Source organism: Sphingomonas sp. HDW15A (assembly GCF_011301715.1).
Classification (GTDB): Bacteria; Pseudomonadota; Alphaproteobacteria; order Sphingomonadales; family Sphingomonadaceae; genus Sphingomicrobium.
In genome coordinates this window covers 427,004-444,465 of the sequence record NZ_CP049870.1, presented here as the reverse complement: position 1 = coordinate 444,465, position 17,462 = coordinate 427,004, and the positions used below count along the sequence as shown (strand labels likewise).

The window sequence follows — 17,462 nt, the reverse complement described above, 5'->3', positions numbered from 1 at the left end:
AACTGCGGCTGGGTGTTAACGGGTTTTTGGCGGAACTCCGCCAATGGCACGGCGTTTGCTTAACCATAGTCATGTTGAAGCGCCTCGCCCGACTGTTCACCATCAAGACCCGCTTCGAAGCGTATCTCGTGACGTACGCCATCGCCGTCGGGGCCGTCGAACGGGGTCAGCATTACATGCAGATTTACCCCGGCACCTTGGGCTGGGTCTTTGCGGTCCTGTGCACGGGCGTGGTTTTCGTCGCGGGCGCAAAGCTGCTCGATTCCGTCCGCCCTGACCCGGCTCCGGCGACCGGCCCCGTCATGGCTTCGCGAGCTTCGAAGGAGTGGGTCCGGCGCTCGCGCGTCAGTCGTAATCGACCCAGACAGTTCCGTTACGCCGATGCAGCGTCACGAGTTTTACCTCGCAAACATTGACGTTGCCGTAATTCACGACGGCCCCTGAAGCGAGTTTCAGGCGGAAGTCCCACGCGCAATCCTGCGTGTCGAACGTCACAGGCCCGCTTGCGCCCGAACGCGCGGAATAAGGAAGGGCCGACCAGTTCGCCGTTCCGGTCTTGCGCGCTTCAAGCGCGGAAGCATCCTCGCCGACCGCATTGATCAGCGCGATCGTGGTGGATTCGGCAAGCGCCGGTACGGCGACCAGAACCACTCCCGTGGCAAGGAAGAGCAAACGGAGTGACATCGAACGGAAATATAATGATTTTCCGGACCCTAGGAAAGGGAAGTTGCGCGATTTCACAAACTTGAATTGTGCATGTGGAAATTAACCATCTGTTAGGGCAAGAGTCGCATGTTCGAGTCGCAATCGGGGGAGCGACCCATGGAATCGGACCTGCGTTATTATCTTCGTCGTGCCGCTGAGGAACGTACCCTCGCGACCCGATCTGTTACTCCGCAGGCCCGGGAACGCCATGCCCATCTCGCGCAGGAGTTCGCCAGCCGCGCCCAAGCCTGCATGCCCGTCGCGATGACTGCCTAAGAACCACCAGTCGAGCGAACAAAGGCGCCGCAAGGCGCCTTTTTCTTGAATGCGAGCGGCCTGGAACGAAAAACCCGGCCGCAATGGGCCGGGTTTAAAAGAATGGCGCGCCCGGAACGATTCGAACGTCCGACCCTCAGATTCGTAGTCTGATGCTCTATCCAGCTGAGCTACGGGCGCGCAGGCTGGCGGCGACATAGGGGCAGCGGCCAAGACGCGCAACCCCCTCGTGCGCGGTCCTTCCAGGCAATTGCGCGGCACTGCCCGCGCCCCTAGACAACGCAAGATGATCCGTCCGCTACTTGCCATCCTGCTGATCCTGCCGCTCGCTGCCTGCGAGACCAGTACGATGCAGAAGGAACCCTCGCTTGCCCGGCGGTCTGCGGAGTCGATCGACCCGCGTCTGCCTGTGGATGTTGCCGTCGACTCCCGCCCTTTGGATCCTGCCCTGGCGGCGAGACTGGAAGCCTTGCTGACCGAAGCGCGCAACGCGGCCGCGGCCTTCGCAGCCGCGGAGCCCGTCGCCCGGGCAAAAGCCGCCTCTTCTGGCCAGCCTGAGAGCGAGAGCTGGATAGCGGCGCAGAGCGCGTTGGCAGAACTTGAGAGAACGCGGGCGCCCTTCACGCGCGCATTGGGCGACCTAGACGCGCTCAGAGCGCAAAGCGCACGCAGCGGCGATCGTGCATCGGCCGCCGACGTTGCTGCTCTGGAGGCGGCGTCGGCTGACCTTAGCAGTCTGTCGGAGCGTCAGGCCGAAGCTCTCGATTCCATCCGGGCCCAGATCGCTGGCTAGCGCGGACGCAGCGCTTGTTGTCGAGCCCACGGCCACTCCGAGGCATCGATCCGATAGACGATAGTCGGGTTCAGGTCGGGCCCGAAGCGAGAATCGGTAAAATCGAGGTCCTGACGGCGTCTCATGCCGAGTCGTTCCATCAGGCCCCAGCTTCCTTCGTTGCCGGTGACTGTGAAAGCGAGGACGTGCGGCGCTTCGAACCGGCCGAACGCCAGGTCTAACGCCTGAATCGCCGCCTCTTTCGCATAGCCCTCGCCCCAGGCTTCCTCGCGAAAGCGCCAGCCGACCTCGAACTGTCCGGTGAGGTCGGTGCCGGGACTGTTGACCCTTTTCAGTCCACAAAAGCCAAGCAGTTCGCCGTCCTTCTTTCGTTCCACGAGCCAGAAGGTGTGGCCATGGTCGCGTTGGAAGCCTAGAATTCGCTGTAGCGCGGCATCCCATTGCTCGGGGGTCTGGACTCCGCCGAGCCAGCGCATCACGGACGCCCTATTCATGATGGCGTAGAAGCGGTCCGCGTCCCCTTCGCCCCACTCGCGCAGGCGCAGGCGCTCGGTTTCAGCGACGATGTCAGCCATTGATAAGGCGGGCAGCGAGCGGCGCATGATAGGTCAGCACTCCGCGGGCCCCGGCGCGCTTGAACGATAGCAATGTTTCCAGGACCAGCGCGTCTCGCTCACCTGCTCCGGCGGCGGCGGCGGCCTCAATCATCGCATACTCGCCGGACACCTGGTAGGCGAAGGTCGGCACGCGATATTCTGCTGCAACGCGAGCGACAATGTCGAGATAAGGTAGCCCCGGCTTGACCATCACCATGTCCGCGCCTTCGGCGATGTCTAGGGCGACCTCGCGAAGGGCCTCACTGCCGTTGGCCGGGTCCATCTGGTATCCGCGCTTATCGCCCTTAAGTAGGCCGCGAGAACCGACGGCGTCGCGGAACGGGCCGTAGAAGGCGGAGGCATATTTCGCCGCATAGGCCATGATCGCGACATCGCAATGACCTTCCCGCTCAAGGCCATCGCGGATCGCTGCGACCCGCCCGTCCATCATGTCGCTGGGCGCCACGATGTCCGCCCCGGCACCGGCCTGGACCAGTGCTTGCTCAACGAGGATCGTCTTGGTCTCGTCATTCAGCACCCGGCCTTGCGCGTCGGTAATCCCGTCATGTCCGTCGGCGGTATAGGGGTCGAGCGCGACGTCGGTCAGCACACCGACGTCCGGTACCGAGTCCTTGATCGTCTTGATTGCCCGGCAAATGAGGTTGTCAGGATTCAGCGCCTCTTCGGCGCGCTCGCTGCGCAGGTTAGGCGGCGTGTTGGGAAAAAGGGCGATACACGGAATCCCGAGGTCGCGCGCCTGCCTTGCCTGCTCGGCAAGGCGATCGACGCTGAACCGCGACACGCCAGGAAGCGTCGCGATCGGCTGCTCCTCACCCTGCCCTTCCGCAATGAACAGGGGCCAGATGAGATCCGACGGGTGAAGCCGATGCTCGGCAACCATGTTTCGCATCCATGCCGATGAACGGCAGCGGCGCATTCGGGTGGCGGGGAAGCTGGTCTTGACCATGGGACCAGCGAACTAGCCGCTGCCCTTGCGGAATGAAAGCATGGCCCGCACATAGGCGGCGCATGGACGACAAACTTCCCCGAGAGGCGATCCTTGTCGTCAATGCGATGAGCAGGCGCGGCGACGAGGCGTTCGAGCCGGCGAAGACGAAGCTCAAGGCAGCAGGCGTTGACCTGATCGAGGCTCATGCGGTCCGCGATCCAGCGCACATGGACAAGGTGGTGAAAGCCGCAATCGAGAAGGCCCCGATGGTGATCATCGGTGGCGGCGACGGATCGTTGAGTTCAAGCGTCGATCACTTCGTCGGCAAGGACACGATCTTCGCGATCCTGCCGCTTGGTACGGCGAACAGCTTCGCCAAGACACTGGGGATGAAGACCGACCTCGATTCCGCGATCGCCGTTATCGCCAAAGGGAAGCGGCGGCGGATCGACCTCGGCAAGATCGACGGCGACTATTTCGTCAACGCCGCGGCACTCGGGTTATCCCCGCTCATTGCCGACACGGTTCCGCACAATCTCAAGAAATACCTCGGAATGGTCGGCTACCTGCTGTGGGCGATTCGGGTCGCATTCAAGTTCCGACCGTTCAAGCTCCGGCTGACGCTTGACGACGGAACCATGGTTAAGACCTGGGCGACCGAGGCGCGCATCGCCAACGGCACGCACCATGGCGGCGTCGAACTGGTTGAGGATCAGGCGCTCGACAGCGGCGACATCGTCATCCAGGCGGTGACCGGTAAGAGCCTTTGGGGCCTCGCATGGAGCTGGTTCACGACGCTGTTCAAGCTCCGCCAACGCAAGCTGACCACGACTGAATGGCGCGGCCAGCGCATCGGCCTGGAAGCGCGCCCCAGGCAGAAAATATCGATCGACGGGGAGATCGCCGCGAAGACGCCCGTGATGGTCGAAGTCGCCGACGCGTGTATAGAGATCGCCGCGCCGCGCTAGAGCACTCAACTGTAAAGCGTTACCTCGATGCGCATACCCTCGGGATCCTTGAAGAAGGTCGCGAGTTCCTTGCCGAACTGCTGAGCCTGGGGCACGTCGAACCCGGCATCCGACATCGCCGCACGGACGCCGTCGAACGCAGCGCGATCAGGCGCAGTGAAGCCGAGATGGTTGAGACCGGGCGCGCGCCGCTGATAATCGGGCGTCCCGTGATCCGCCTGCTTGAGGTCGATCGCTACCGTACCGTTCCACCAGACATGATCGCGCGTCTTGTCGAAGCCCATCGCGCCCAGCATCGCCCCGTACCAAGGCAGGCTCCGCTCCAGCGAGCGGACGAGAATGACCAAATGATCGAGCTGCATGATCATTAACCGAGGCGGGCCAATGCTGCCGAAAGACGCTCCGCCTCTGCGGCGCGGACATCATGATCGGCGCGTGCCTTTTCCACGGCTTCTGGCTTGGCACGCTCGGTGAAGTTGGCATTGCCGAGACGCGCGGCCAGGCTGTCGCGCTCCTTCTCCGCCGCTTGGACCGCCTTCCTCAATCGCGCTTTCTCCGCATCGAGATCGATCGCGCCTTCGAGCGGAAAGGCCAGAGTCACACCTCCGACGACGACCTGCGCCGAGGACGGTGGAACGTTAGCGGAAGCCACCGGGCCGTCGAGCTTCGCCATCCGAATGAGAGTAGCCTGATTGTCGCCAAGTCGCGCCAACATCGCGGAATCGCCGCCTATGACATGCGGGGTGAGGTTCGCGGTCCACGGAATATTGAGCTCGGCGCGCATGGCCCGAACGGAGTCGATGACTTGGACAAGGCCATCGATCTCGCGCTTTGCACCAGCATCGACAGCTGCCTCCGGAGCAGGCCATTTCGCGACGATCAGGTCGTAGGGGCGTGTCCCCATGCTGTGCCACAGCTCTTCCGTGACGAACGGCATGAACGGGTGGAGCATGACCAGGATCTGGTCGAATGCCCAAGCCGCGACGCCTTTTGTCTCGTCGTCGAACTGGCCTTTCACCAGCTCGACATACCAGTCGCAGAAGGTGCCCCATGTGAAATGGTATATGGCGTCGGCCATGCCGTCGAAGCGAAGCTCGTCGAACGCCTTGTTGAGGCGGCCGAGCGTCTCGACGACCTCGCCGATGATCCAGCGGTTGACCGGAAGTGTCGCTTCCGGTGCCGCGATCGATTGCGACGCACCGACGCCGTTGCCCTGAAGGAAGCGCGCGGCGTTCCATAGCTTGGTGGCGAAATTGCGGTAACCCTCGACGCGCTTCTCATCGAGCTTGATGTCGCGCCCCTGGCTTTCCATCGCCGCCAGTGTGAAGCGAAGCGCGTCCGCGCCGTACTTGTCGATCAGGCCGAGCGGATCGACCGTATTGCCCTTCGACTTTGACATCTTCTGGCCATGCGCGTCACGGACCAACCCGTGGAGATAGAGCGTCTTCCACGGCTTTTCGCCCATGAACTCGAAGCCCTGCATCGCCATGCGGGCATCCCAAAAAAAGATGATGTCGAAGCCCGAGATGAGGACGTCGTTGGGATAATGGCGCTTGAGGTCTTCAGTCTGGTCCGGCCAGCCCAACGTCGCGAAGGGCCAGAGGGCGGAACTGAACCAGGTGTCGAGGACGTCCTCGTCGCGCCGAAGAACGACGCTCTCGCCGACTTCGGCTTGTGCTTCCTCTTCGGTCTCGGCGACGAAGACATTTCCGGCGTCGTCGTACCACGCCGGGATGCGGTGGCCCCACCACAGCTGGCGGCTGACGCACCAGGGCTGGATATTTTCCAGCCAGTTGAACCAGGTCTTCTTCCACGTCTCGGGTACGACGGCGATGTCGCCGGTGCGGACTGCTTCGATCGCCGGCTTGGCCAGCGTCGCGGCATCGACATACCACTGGTCGGTTAGCCACGGCTCGATCGCAACGCCGGAGCGGTCGCCGTAGGGCGTGGCGATCATGCGGTCCTCGACCTTCACCAGCGCGCCTTCCGCTTCGAGCATCTCGACGACCCGCTTGCGCGCATCGAAGCGGTCTAGGGCAATCAGTTCAGAAGGGATGAGCCCGTCGCTGGTCTGGCAAACAGCGCCGTGCGCATCGAGCATGTTGAGCATGTCGGCTGGCTTGAACCCGGCGCGCTTGCCGACTTCGAAATCGTTGAAGTCATGTCCCGGCGTGATCTTCACCGCGCCTGAACCAAGCTCGGGATCGGCATGTTCGTCGGCGACGATCGGGATCAGACGGCCGGTAATCGGTTGCCTCAGCATCTGCCCGATCCTGTCATTGTAGCGCGCATCGTCCGGATGCACCGCGACCGCCATGTCGGCCAGCATGGTCTCCGGCCGGGTCGTCGCGACCTCGATCGCGCCGGAGCCGTCGGCAAACGGATAGCGTAGCGTCCAGAACTTGCCGGCGACTTCCTTCGTTTCCACTTCGAGGTCGGAGATGGCCGTCTGGAACTTGGGGTCCCAGTTCACCAGCCGCTTGTCGCGATACAGCAAATTGCGGCGGTAGAGCTCTACGAAGACCTTGAGGACGGCACGGCTGAAGCCTTCGTCCATCGTGAAGCGCTCATTCGACCAGTCGCACGACGCGCCGAGGCGGCGGAGCTGGCGAGTGATCGCCCCGCCCGACTGCGCCTTCCATTCCCAGACGTGGTCAAGGAAGCCGTCGCGGCCAAGCTCGGAGCGCTTCAGCCCCTGGCTCTCCAGATTGCGCTCGACCACCATCTGCGTGGCAATTCCGGCATGATCGGTGCCGACCACCCACAAGGCGTCCTTGCCGTCCATCCGGGCGCGGCGGGTCAGGATGTCCTGAAGCGTATTGTCGAGCGCATGGCCGATGTGCAGCGAGCCGGTGATGTTGGGCGGAGGCATGACTATGGTCCATGGCTCGGCGTCAGGGCGCGAAGGGCGAAATGCTCCCTCGCCTTCCCAGCGGGCATACCATTTGGCCTCGATCGGCCCTGGCTCGAACGTCTTTGCTAATTCAGTCATCGCCCGCGCCCTTTAGCGGAGGCGCGCCGCGATGCCAGCCCCGGAGGCCCGCGGACTAGAGGGGCTTTCCGGTAATCCGGCTGATCTCGCGCTTCACATGCTCGTCGACAATGCGAGGCAGATGCTCGTCAAGCCACTGCTTGAGCACTGGGCGAAGCATGTCCTTGAGCATTTCCTCGAGCGGATTGGCGGCCACGACTGGCGGCGCGGTGGCGGCGACCGTCGACAGCTGCGCCAGGCTGGCAGCCGTCTCACTTGCGGCTTCGTCGTCAAGCAGCGGTGGCCCGAGATCCAGCGGCTCTGCTTCCGGCTGCGGCTCGGAGGTGGCCATGCTGGAGTCCAGCTCCAGCACATCTTCCTCGTCGACTTCGTTCAAATCGGGCTGCGAGGGCGGAATCGCGGCACGCAATTCCTTCTCCTCCGCGATCACACGTTTGATCGAGGCGAGGATGTCTTCCATCGACGGTTCGCGCGGCGTCTGCATCGCCCGCTTCTATTGCTTATTGCGCGGGCGGTGTCACGCCCTGCGGGCGTTCCTGCGGCTTGACGGTTGTCGTCGAAACCGGCGCCACCTGAACGTTCTCCGACCAGTCGCTCCAGTCGCCGGCGACGCGCCGATAGTTGCCAAGCGGATCGTAGAGCGGTCCGCCTTCAAGCCCGAGATCGGCGGCTTCTGCCTGACCCATTGCGTTCAGAAGCTCGAAGCCGGCGACGTACTGGATGCGCCTGGCGGTCACGAGCGCGACCTGGGCGTTCAGCAATTCTTGCTCGGCGTCGAGCACATCGAGCACCGTGCGGGTACCGATGCTGTTTTCCGCCCGCGCGCCTTCGAGCGCCAGTTCGTTGGCGCTGACCGCCTTCTCGTTCGAGACGATTGCCGCAGTCGCGGATTGATAGAGCGCGAATGCGGTGCGCGTGTTAGCGACAACGGCGCGCTCGGTGGCGACGCGCTGCTCGAGCGCCTGGCCTTCCAGCGCCTGAGCCTGGCGGACCCGCGCCGACGGCAGGCCGCCCTGGTAGATCGGGATGGTGCCATTAATTCCGACACTGGTGGCGGTACCCGAACGGTCGAAGCCGTTCGTGTCGCCCGAAAGCGTGTTGGCGTAGTCACCGGCCAACCTGGCCGAGAAGTTGGGAAGCCGTGTCCCGCGCGCTGAGCGAACGTCAAAATTTGCCGCTTCGGCCTGACGGGTGATTGCGGTCAGGTCCGGATTGTTGACCAAGGCAATCTGGACTGCGGCGTCGGCGGTCTGCGGCAGCGGCGGGAGCGGCGGCGGCGGAGCCAGCGGACCCGGATCCTGGCCGATCACCCGGCGATAGTTTTCCTCGCTCTGGGTCAACCGGGCCCGTGCCGTGATGAGGTCGGAATTGGCCAGCGAAAGCCGCGCCTCGGACTGGGCAACGTCGGTTCGGGTCAGGTCGCCGATCTGAAAGCGGTCGGAGGTCGCTTCCAGGTTGGTCGTCAGCACGCGGACGTTGTTCTGGTTGAGCTCAACGATGGCGCGGTCACGAATCACGTCCATGTAGGCCGCCACGGCATCGGCAAAGATATCGCCTTCAACCGCGCGCAGAGTCGCCCGCCCGGCCGCAACACGAGTGGCGGCGGCCGAGACGTTATTCTTGACCGTGCCACCCTGGTAAAGCGGCACATCGAGCCCGACCGATCCGGTCAGAAAGGGCCCCTTTGCCGCTCCAGTGTTGAACCGGCCGCTACGGGTGAGGTCGCGGGTTACGCCGACGTTGGCGAAGACCGTCGGACGGCCGCCGGCCTTGGCGATTGCAACCGCCGCATCGGACGATTTCAGCGCCTCGCGCTGGGCCATCAGCGTCGGATTGCTGCGATAGGTGGCATTGAGCGCTTCGCGGAGGGTTTCGGCGGAAGCCGTGGTCGCTGCAAGCGTGGCGGCAAGGCCTGTGATTAGAAGACGGTTCACGAGGACTCCCATGACCTCAAAAAGTAAATTGCGGCTTGGCCTGAAAGGCCGGCAACGGAGGGACCTGCGAGTCCGCAAGGCTCTTGAAACCGATGGCGCCACGATCGCCGCGCCCGATGCACAGACGGGAAACGCCCCTGTCGAGAATCGCGGCCCCGACACGGCCTCCAGGCGCCAACTGAGAGACGACCCAATCCGGAAGCGCGCCGACCGATCCCTCGATCAAGATCACGTCGAACGCGTGCCGGCCCAACGGCGGCTCGGCATCGGTTCGCGTGACATCGAGTCCGAGCGCTTCGAGCACCGCAGCGGAATAAGCGCCCCCTTCGCCGATCACCAACGCCTTTTCCCCGGCCATCGGTTCAAGCGCGTTGAGCAGGATACCAAGTTCTGCCGGCGGCATCATCGGCGCTCCGCCGTCCAGAACCAGCGAGCGGTCGCCATAGGCGGCGGCCTGCAGGCCCTGCGGCACGAACGCTTCACGCGCGACCGTTCCCATAGCGGCGAGCACGCCGAGATTCGTCACGCCCTGCGGACGCAGCTGGTTCAGCACCATCGCGCGGCGAGCAGCCGTGAAATCATCCATCGTCACGGGTCGGGTCTTCCTTCGAATGCGGACTGTTGTATGTCACTAATACAGTGGCGGATCAAGACCGTACTTAATGCCCGTACTCTTCGTCGCCAAGCGTTGCGCTTGCCGTCCGTCGAAAATCCAGGCCTTTCGGCGCGGTTGACAGGAGCCCGAGCGCCTTCCATTTGGCGCTTGCTCCGAGGCCCGATGGCGGAGTGGTTACGCAGAGGACTGCAAATTCTCACAGAATGGCGGATTTCCGCGATTGTTCTCACTTTTTCACGCCGAAATTTACCAAGGCTCGCCATAGTCGACCGCCGTAAGTGAACACCCTCTCACAGGCAATTTTCTACGGTTTCTACACGCTCTGTTCGCTGTGTGTTCCTAGTAGAAGTAACAAAATTGATGGGGCCATTCTTCGGTCCTGAATACCCGCATAGAAATTGTCTAACCATGAGACCTACAACGCCGCGGCGTTTCGCGCCAAAGTGGGCTCATGGCAGTCCGTACTCGCAGCCCCGCAACTAGAGCGGTTATCGCCCTTGGTCTCCAGCTAGTGTCTGGTGGCATCTGGGCCGTCATAGATCCGGTTTTCGTCACGCGTAACGCTTTGTGGCTCACCGTCAGCGGCGCGATCATTTGCAGCATCGCATATTTTTTCGACGAAATACTGGCCTACCGGCGGTTCCGGTGGGGACCTCGGCATCTTTATATCTCATCCGAGGGAATGCGTTTCCCCGATAACCACCCCAAGACCCGTTTAAGGTCTACATGATTATGGCAACCAGCGAGGGTATCAGCCACGGGTGGAAGAGGGTCGTTGGCAAGACCGACTGGGGGCCGGAGGGTGTTCCGATGTGCGAACGCCTAGTCGTGACCAATCACAGCGCTGACACTCTAATCGGAGTTAAGTTGAAAGTTGATGTAGTAGCTATGCGTGTTGGCGAGATCGGACATCAACACGAGAGTCAATTCGAGCTGCATCTAGACAAAATACGCCCTGGCGATGATCACCCCGCCGTTACGTTTATCGTGAATGAGAGCCCCTATTTCCTCAGTTTGAGGGTCTCAGGCGCAATGGGTGGGCCAATCGGCGGCAAGGCCGAAGAACTCGCTATTCACACGGACATATTTGCACCGATGTTCTTGTACCCTCCGGAAAGATTCGAAAAAATTGATGAAGCCGCATTTGGACCAAAAAGTGCTTAGTGGAGTATCAAACAGACGCGCCAAATCGCCCAGAACTTGAAGCGTGGCACTCGGCACGCAATTTACGGTCGACAAGCGAACAAGAGGCAAATGTAATGGCTTTCAATTGGACCTGTCCTCACTGCAACGTCCCTCAGACTGTGACGGACAAACGTCACGATGTCAGGTTCAACTACATTAGCCTTGTGAACCAGGCTGAAGGGGACTTAGCGCTGGAACAAACGGCGATTGGGTGCGCCAATCCGGATTGTTTGAAGACGTCGGTCAAGGTGCGGATCGGTGGCCGAGACAATTCGAGCGGAACTCTACGACTGAACAACCGCCACGTGCTCTTCTCCCAAATGGTGATTCCCCAGGGTACAGCAAAGCCCCAGCCGGATTTTATCCCGGCTCCGCTTCGGGAGGATTACTACGAAGCGTGTTTGATAAGGGATTTCAGCCCAAAAGCATCGGCAACTTTGATTCGGCGATGCCTACAGGGAATGATCCGCGATTTCGCGAAAATTGCGAAAGGAACCCTCGCCAAGGAGATCGAAGCGTTACGACAGGCCGTCGAAGATGGATCGGCCGACCGTGCAATTTCTGGCGAGAGCGTTGAGGCAATCGACCAGGTGCGAGGCATCGGCAACATCGGCGCTCACATGGAAAAGGAAATTGACCTCATAATAGAGGTTGATCCTGGCGAAGCACAGGCTCTCATCGAACTAGTCGAGATGCTTTTTGAAGAATGGTATGGCGCCCGACACCGCAGGCAACAGCGACTGGAACACATCGCAGCTATCGCCGATGCAAAAAAGGAAGCGAAAAAGGCAGCGGCTACAGGCGCCGCGCCCTCCACAGCAAAGCCGGCGATCGACACCCTCATTGAGGGCGGCCCAGCGCTTCAGGTCGCCATTGAGGAGAGTCTTCATCCTGTTGCGGGAGGGTCGACGGAAGATGTGGACGGTCACGATCTGACATCCGACGGAGCATAAACGGGGGGCTGTTCACAGGAGAGAACGCCGCCGCGACATTAACGAGGGATTCGACGCCATCCAGTGACCCGAGCTCCAGCCAAGAAACGGCGATTACGCTTTGTCCGGCTCATCAAAGGCCGCTATTGGTATTTTCGCACGAAAGAAACTGGCAACGTCCGATTGCCCGGCAAATTTGGCGACGACGAATTTTGGAGCGCTTACGCCAAGCTCATGGCCAAGCGCGAGGCCAAGCAAGAGGCGGCCCGCGAAATTCAAAAGCAACAAGAGGTCGAGCGGGCATTTTTCGAAGCTCGGAAACGGCGGGCACAAGTCTAGTTAGCCGGGAGTTCGAGGCGCCCTTTAAAGAGCTAGAAATCCAAAATTTATGCCGCTAAGGCCTGCGCAGGTTCCGCCAACCAAGCAGCAAAATGCCTGGGAAAGTGGAAACTATGAGCGGAAAAAGTGGAAACTAGAGTGAACACCGCAATTTCACGAAGAGGTTTTTCCACTTAGATTTCAAGCGCTTGGCCCGATGGCGGAGTGGTTACGCAGAGGACTGCAAATCCTTGCACGCCGGTTCGATTCCGGCTCGGGCCTCCAAGCGACAATCGGCTTTTTCCGACCCGCCCCCTACCTAGCTACGGCCGCGCTGATCCGGTGGAAGAAGGAATGGTGCGCAGACAGCCCGCGCTGGGTGTCGTGGAAAATTCCCCCGCAAAGCGAAGGCAAGACAGCCTCCAGCCGGGCGACATCTTGAACCTCACGAACGTCGATGTGCAGCTTCAACCTGCCGTCATATTCGAATGTGACGATGGCTTCGGGAGGACAGAATTCCCGCAGGACGACCGTAAGCCTGGCGAGTTCGTCGGAAACGAACGTCGGTGGCGGCACCACAGGGATCGGCTCCACATCGGCAGGTCGATCGGCGTTTACACCCGACTCCATTTCGATCCCTTCTCCCGCCGAGCTTACCGCGCAGAAGCCATCGGCAGCGCCTGCGAGCAGGTCTGGACATATAGCGGTTCCTCCACAACGAAAACCGCATCCGTGCCATCGACAATCAGGGCAGCATTTGCGGAGCCGTATTTCACCCCGATGCTGGAAGGCCTGCGCCGCAGCTCGTATGTCCTGTCGGCGGACCGGACCGACGCTTTGTCCCCAGTTCGTGTAACGACGATGCCCTGCTCGGACTTGCAGATATAGCGAACGCCCGGGGCTCCCTCCGCTGCGAGCACCTGGACGCCACTGAGCACGGAAAGAACCGCTATCAGCAGGCCAGCTGCTATCCAGAGCCGCATTCCGCCCATCTTTGCGTCATTTCAGCCTTTCGCGAATGCCTAGTGGCAGGCTCCCTCAGGGCTGACGATCCGTAGATTCGCGTAAGGGCCATTACGGAACTTTGCGTATTCGTGAGGCCTTGGGTTTTTCCTTACTCTCCTGTCATGACATGGAAGACAGTACGCTTGGAACTGGCGCGTAACGCCAGTTTTCCGAAGGGCTCGCCTGCGCGAGCATATCTGTTGCGGGTTCCGCTAAACGACGACGGCCTGATCGACGCGGACACTTTTGCCCTGAACCCGGACTGGGCAACGTGCAGCCGATACTGGGCAACTGACCCCGATCAGCATTGGCCGGTTGAGCGAGAAGACGGGCGCTGGCTCGTTCGCTGCCGGCCGAATGATGAGCTGATCTCCTTCCACATTCCCGAAATTCCACTTTTGCTGGGTGCGCAAGTGGACATCCTGGGGACGGACGGGAGCCTCAATATCTTCGTGATCACCAACATTAGCGCTAGGCTGCCTTCGACTCGGAAGGTTGGCTAACGACTCATGGACGCCGTGCTATGCTCGCCCGCGATGCGAAGCCTGATCGAACACGGCTCGTGGAGCGAGGCGCACCTTCGTTCGATCCTTGCGACCATCCCCGATGCGATGGTGATCATCGACGACCAAGGGATCATCATCTCCTTCAGCGCGGCCGCCGAAAAGATGTTTGGATACGCCGAAGCCGACGTCGTAGGCGAGAATGTTGCGATGCTGATGCCCTCGCCGGATCGTGAACGTCACGACGGCTACCTTGAAAATTATCGGAATACGGGCGAACGGAAGATCATCGGGATCGGACGGGTCACGACGGCCCGCCATCGCGACGGTTTCACATTCCCGATCGAACTGTCCATCGGCGAAGCCCTGATCGGGCAGAACCGGATCTTCACCGGCTTCATCCACGACATCAGCGAGCGTCAGCAGGCCGAGCTTCGGCTCCGAGACCTGCAGTCCGAACTAGCCCACGTCGGCCGGGTCAGCGAGATCGCGTCCTTCGCGTCCTCCCTTGCTCACGAGCTCAATCAGCCACTGACGGCGATCGCCAATTATTGCGAGGCAGCGCGCGATCTCGTGCCGGACACAGACGGCGACGAGTCGCTACTGATGCTGCGCGAAGCACTCGAGGAGGCGGCAAGGGAGGCCCTGCGCGCGGGTCAAATCGTCCAGCACCTGCGGGAATTCGTCCGGCACGGCGATTCGGATCGTGCGCCGGAATCGGTGAGCCGGCTGGTCACCGAGTCGAGCGCCCTGGCTCTTATCGGCTCGCGCGAACAGGGCATTGAGGTTCACGTTGAAATCGACTCGAGGGTGGATGACGTCTTCGTGGATCGAATTCAGATCCAGCAGGTCCTGACCAACCTCATCCGCAATGCCGTCGACGCAATGGCCGAAAGCGAGGTGCGATCGCTCTCGATCCGGGCGCAAGGGCAACCAGAACGCTTTGTCACAATTAGCGTCAAAGACACCGGCTGCGGTATCAGCGAGGACGTCATGCCGCGACTGTTCGAGCCTTTCGTGACATCTAAGAGTAGCGGAATGGGCATCGGGCTCTCCATCTGCCGGACAATCATCGAATCGCACGGCGGACGAATCTGGTGCGAGCCGAACAAGGGTGGCGGAACGATCTGCAGCTTCACGCTTCCAGTCGCGGAAGACGTGTCGTGACCGGTTCGGAGAAGCTCATTCACGTCGTCGACGACGATGAATCTGTCCGACGATCCGTGGCATTCATGCTGAAGACGTCAGGCTACCGTGTGCAGTCCTACGCGGATGGCGCCGAGTTCCTTAAGGAGGCCAGGTCCCTTCAGCCCGGTTGCGTATTGCTCGACATTCGAATGCCGAAGATCGACGGTCTCCAAGTCCAGGAAGCGCTAAATGAGCGCGGCATTCGTCTGCCGGTAATCATCATGACCGGACACGGCGACATTCCACTTTCCGTTCGCGCGATGAAGGCCGGCGCGATCGATTTCATCGAAAAGCCGTTCGAGAAGGAAGCGATCATTGCCGCGGTCGAAGCCGGCTTCCTCTTGCTCGGGCGCGACCGATCGATCCAGGACCGCGCGGAAGAAGCCGCCCTTAGGCTGCAGGTCCTCTCGCCGCGCGAGCGCGAGGTGCTGGACGGGCTGGCCAACGGCCTTCCCAACAAGACGATCGCCTATGACTTGTCGATCAGTCCGCGGACGGTCGAAATCCACCGCGCAAGCCTGATGTCGAAGCTTAATGTGCGGAGCTTGTCCGAAGCGCTCCGGATTGCCTTCGCGGCACAGGACCGCGACTTGCAGTAACCACTACATCCCCTTGATCGGGAGTCTCGTTTCTATCCGGAGGATGACCCTCCAGGCGGGAGGGGGGACTTCGGGGGTGGGCAAGAATCCCGCCTGGAAGGAGGCCTGCAATCTCTCCGAAAAGGATCGCGCGCGAAATACGTAATATTTCGTAAGTAGAAGTCGTTGGGCACAACCTCCTTCGGCAAGTCGTATCCCGGTGGGGATTCTACGTATGGCCGCTTTGCGACCCAGGATGCAGGAAGGCGCTCTCGAATGACGGACGGCGCGTATGCAAATCGAATGTCTTCAAACCTTCAATTGCCTGTGCAACTTGGCCGCAACAACGAGTGCATCAGTGGCACTTGGGCGGAAGTTGTTCCCGATCAGTGAGCCCGCTCGCGCCAGGAGCTTTGTCCAATGACCGGCGGCGTTACCCTGAACAGACCGTCGATTCGCGTCATGCTGGTCGACGATCATCCCCTTCTTCGCCAGGGCGTGAAGGCGCTTATTGAAACCAGGGCCTGCTACAGTGTCGTCGGCGAAGCGTCCGACGGTCTAGAGGCCGTCGATGTCGCCATGCAAACCAGGCCCGACATTGCGGTCATCGACTACACGCTGCCCGGAAGAAACGGCCTCGTGCTGGCGGAGACGCTGAAGCGGCTTCTGCCGCGGCTGCAGGTCATCCTCTTCACCTTGTGCGATAGGGAAGAGGTGATTTTCCAGGCGCTGCAGGCGGGCGTGCGCGGCTACATCCTGAAATCCGAGCCGGAAGAGCATCTTCTGAAGGCGCTCGATGCCGCGTCGCTCGGTCGGAATTATTTCTCAGCGACGTTCTGCGCCGAGGCTGCGCACAAGCTTGCGAAAGGTATGCCCACCCTGCCAAGCTCGCTGACACGGCGGGAGCGGGAAGTGACGCAACTCATTGCCGAAGGCCGCCTGAACAAGCAGGTCGCCCACTTGCTTCACATCAGCATCAAGACCGTCGAATCCCACCGTTCCGCGATCATGCGCAAGCTGGAGCTGAACACGACGGCGGATCTGGTGCGGTTTGCCGTGAGAAATCAACTCGTTGAGGCATGAGGCCAATGATCATGGAGCGGGACAAGATCATGTTTTCGAACGAAAGCCGAATTTACAGCATCTGCGATTTCGAGCCGGGTTGGGTCGTGCCAGTCGTCAGCCTGCTGGAGGCCACATCCGATGAAGAAGCTCTTCAGCTCGCACGATCGTCGCGGAACGGAATGGCTCGTGAAGTATGGGACCGGCAGCGCCTGATCGGCGTGATCAACCAGGACGACAGCCAGCTGGCCTACGGGTAGCGGCCAGCGGAACTGGGAGTCTTTATAGATTTTCTGGCAAGTCTAGCCGGGTCCATATGAGATTCGGAAATCGCTTCGGATGTCGAAATGAAGGTAGCGATCGAAATTGTGCGTCGAAGAGAGGAAGGACAGGCGCGAGTTCGCAAAGCTACATTGTCGCGGTAACGGGATCTTGCCGGAGATTGCTGGTCAGTCCGCCGAGGTTCGGTGCCTGCCGTCACCCCTCTGGCGATCCATGCCAACATACTGCAGCTTAGGGATATTCCCCTATTATCCGACAGTCCAAGCCGCGTTATCCAAGTGCATGGAATGCTGCACAGGGTAGCAGAGACTATGACCAAGATGGAATCGGTGACAACGCGACGAGCCAGATCGATCGCGCTCAAGCTCGTCGGCAGCTCGGTCGAGAGCCGCCGCCATGCGCAGGTTTGCCGCGATCTCGCCCGAGGCTGTCTAACCGAAGACGGCGCAAGGACCTTGTCGGAAATTGCTACGAAGTACGAGCTTGAAGCCGACCGCTTAGAAGCTCTGGGCCTTTAGATTCTGACGCGGTCGATGAATTCCAAGGTTTTAAAACGGAACAGCGGTGGCACCATGATCGC

At 61.0% G+C, this 17,462-nt stretch carries 21 protein-coding genes and 2 tRNA genes; 12 read left to right on the top strand and 11 right to left on the bottom strand.

The window, feature by feature from the left end; translation table 11 throughout:
• Positions 1-345: 345 nt before the first annotated feature.
• On the bottom strand, positions 346-684 hold the full coding sequence (locus tag G7076_RS02365; RefSeq protein WP_166200105.1) for a hypothetical protein: 339 nt from the start codon (positions 682-684) through the stop codon (positions 346-348).
• Positions 685-822: 138 nt separating this feature from the next.
• Between G7076_RS02365 and G7076_RS02360 the strand changes: the two genes are divergently transcribed.
• Positions 823-981, top strand: a complete 159-nt coding sequence (locus G7076_RS02360; protein ID WP_166200103.1) for a hypothetical protein — start codon at positions 823-825, stop codon at positions 979-981.
• 103 nt (positions 982-1,084) lie between these two features.
• Here G7076_RS02360 and G7076_RS02355 read toward each other — a convergent pair.
• A tRNA-Arg gene (locus tag G7076_RS02355) sits at positions 1,085-1,161 on the bottom strand.
• A 106-nt stretch (positions 1,162-1,267) separates the two neighbouring features.
• On the opposite strand from G7076_RS02355, the gene G7076_RS02350 reads away from it, so the two are divergent.
• On the top strand, positions 1,268-1,774 hold the full coding sequence (locus tag G7076_RS02350; RefSeq protein WP_166200101.1) for a hypothetical protein: 507 nt from the start codon (positions 1,268-1,270) through the stop codon (positions 1,772-1,774).
• Here the strand turns inward: G7076_RS02350 and G7076_RS02345 are convergent.
• On the bottom strand, positions 1,771-2,349 hold the full coding sequence (locus G7076_RS02345; protein ID WP_166200099.1) for a GNAT family N-acetyltransferase: 579 nt from the start codon (positions 2,347-2,349) through the stop codon (positions 1,771-1,773). The genes G7076_RS02350 and G7076_RS02345 overlap by 4 nt on opposite strands.
• Positions 2,342-3,337 carry a porphobilinogen synthase gene (hemB, locus tag G7076_RS02340; RefSeq protein ID WP_166200097.1) on the bottom strand — a complete coding sequence of 332 codons (996 nt, stop codon included), beginning with the start codon at positions 3,335-3,337 and terminating at the stop codon, positions 2,342-2,344. Before hemB ends, G7076_RS02345 begins: the two co-directional genes overlap by 8 nt.
• A gap of 62 nt (positions 3,338-3,399) precedes the next feature.
• Here hemB and G7076_RS02335 point away from each other — a divergent pair, with 62 nt between their 5' ends.
• Positions 3,400-4,287 (top strand): diacylglycerol kinase family protein, encoded by an 888-nt coding sequence (locus G7076_RS02335; RefSeq protein WP_166200095.1) that lies wholly within the window; start codon positions 3,400-3,402, stop codon positions 4,285-4,287.
• A gap of 5 nt (positions 4,288-4,292) precedes the next feature.
• Here G7076_RS02335 and G7076_RS02330 read toward each other — a convergent pair whose 3' ends face one another.
• Genes G7076_RS02330 through G7076_RS02310 form a run of 5 tightly spaced genes read right to left on the bottom strand, consistent with a single transcriptional unit; the run spans position 4,293 to position 9,799 of the window.
• Complete coding sequence (locus G7076_RS02330; protein WP_166200093.1) at positions 4,293-4,649, bottom strand: VOC family protein; 357 nt, start codon at positions 4,647-4,649, stop codon at positions 4,293-4,295.
• A gap of 5 nt (positions 4,650-4,654) precedes the next feature.
• Positions 4,655-7,279 (bottom strand): valine--tRNA ligase, encoded by a 2,625-nt coding sequence (locus G7076_RS02325; RefSeq protein ID WP_166200091.1) that lies wholly within the window; start codon positions 7,277-7,279, stop codon positions 4,655-4,657.
• A 55-nt stretch (positions 7,280-7,334) separates the two neighbouring features.
• Positions 7,335-7,763 carry a DUF2497 domain-containing protein gene (locus tag G7076_RS02320; protein WP_166200089.1) on the bottom strand — a complete coding sequence of 143 codons (429 nt, stop codon included), beginning with the start codon at positions 7,761-7,763 and terminating at the stop codon, positions 7,335-7,337.
• Between the two features lie 16 nt (positions 7,764-7,779).
• Positions 7,780-9,213, bottom strand: coding sequence for a TolC family outer membrane protein (locus tag G7076_RS02315; RefSeq protein WP_240913836.1), 1,434 nt, complete (start codon positions 9,211-9,213; stop codon positions 7,780-7,782).
• 16 nt (positions 9,214-9,229) lie between these two features.
• Positions 9,230-9,799: a protein-L-isoaspartate O-methyltransferase gene (locus G7076_RS02310; protein WP_240913943.1), complete on the bottom strand. Its 570-nt coding sequence runs from the start codon at positions 9,797-9,799 to the stop codon at positions 9,230-9,232.
• Positions 9,800-10,561: 762 nt separating this feature from the next.
• Between G7076_RS02310 and G7076_RS02305 the strand changes: the two genes are divergently transcribed.
• The 3 genes from G7076_RS02305 (at position 10,562) to G7076_RS02295 (ending at position 12,549) form a co-directional block, all read left to right on the top strand.
• Entirely contained in the window at positions 10,562-10,993 is a 432-nt protein-coding gene (locus G7076_RS02305; protein ID WP_166200083.1) for a hypothetical protein, read from the top strand.
• Positions 10,994-11,088: 95 nt separating this feature from the next.
• Positions 11,089-11,967 carry a DUF4145 domain-containing protein gene (locus G7076_RS02300; protein WP_166200081.1) on the top strand — a complete coding sequence of 293 codons (879 nt, stop codon included), beginning with the start codon at positions 11,089-11,091 and terminating at the stop codon, positions 11,965-11,967.
• 508 nt (positions 11,968-12,475) lie between these two features.
• Positions 12,476-12,549 (top strand) — tRNA-Cys (locus G7076_RS02295).
• A 30-nt stretch (positions 12,550-12,579) separates the two neighbouring features.
• Here G7076_RS02295 and G7076_RS02290 read toward each other — a convergent pair.
• Positions 12,580-12,894: a hypothetical protein gene (locus G7076_RS02290; protein WP_240913835.1), complete on the bottom strand. Its 315-nt coding sequence runs from the start codon at positions 12,892-12,894 to the stop codon at positions 12,580-12,582.
• A 23-nt stretch (positions 12,895-12,917) separates the two neighbouring features.
• Positions 12,918-13,247 carry a hypothetical protein gene (locus tag G7076_RS02285; protein WP_166200079.1) on the bottom strand — a complete coding sequence of 110 codons (330 nt, stop codon included), beginning with the start codon at positions 13,245-13,247 and terminating at the stop codon, positions 12,918-12,920.
• Between the two features lie 222 nt (positions 13,248-13,469).
• Here G7076_RS02285 and G7076_RS02280 point away from each other — a divergent pair, with 222 nt between their 5' ends.
• The 6 genes from G7076_RS02280 to G7076_RS02255 all read left to right on the top strand — a co-directional run bounded on the left by G7076_RS02280 (position 13,470) and on the right by G7076_RS02255 (position 17,400).
• On the top strand, positions 13,470-13,772 hold the full coding sequence (locus tag G7076_RS02280) for a hypothetical protein (protein ID WP_166200077.1): 303 nt from the start codon (positions 13,470-13,472) through the stop codon (positions 13,770-13,772).
• Positions 13,773-13,778: 6 nt separating this feature from the next.
• Positions 13,779-14,939: a PAS domain-containing sensor histidine kinase gene (locus G7076_RS02275; RefSeq protein ID WP_166200075.1), complete on the top strand. Its 1,161-nt coding sequence runs from the start codon at positions 13,779-13,781 to the stop codon at positions 14,937-14,939.
• Between the two features lie 65 nt (positions 14,940-15,004).
• Entirely contained in the window at positions 15,005-15,559 is a 555-nt protein-coding gene (locus G7076_RS02270) for a response regulator (protein WP_240913942.1), read from the top strand.
• 399 nt (positions 15,560-15,958) lie between these two features.
• Complete coding sequence (locus G7076_RS02265) at positions 15,959-16,621, top strand: response regulator transcription factor (protein ID WP_166200073.1); 663 nt, start codon at positions 15,959-15,961, stop codon at positions 16,619-16,621.
• 5 nt (positions 16,622-16,626) lie between these two features.
• Positions 16,627-16,860 (top strand): hypothetical protein, encoded by a 234-nt coding sequence (locus G7076_RS02260; RefSeq protein ID WP_166200071.1) that lies wholly within the window; start codon positions 16,627-16,629, stop codon positions 16,858-16,860.
• 333 nt (positions 16,861-17,193) lie between these two features.
• Positions 17,194-17,400: a hypothetical protein gene (locus G7076_RS02255; protein ID WP_166200069.1), complete on the top strand. Its 207-nt coding sequence runs from the start codon at positions 17,194-17,196 to the stop codon at positions 17,398-17,400.
• Positions 17,401-17,462 lie beyond the last annotated feature (62 nt).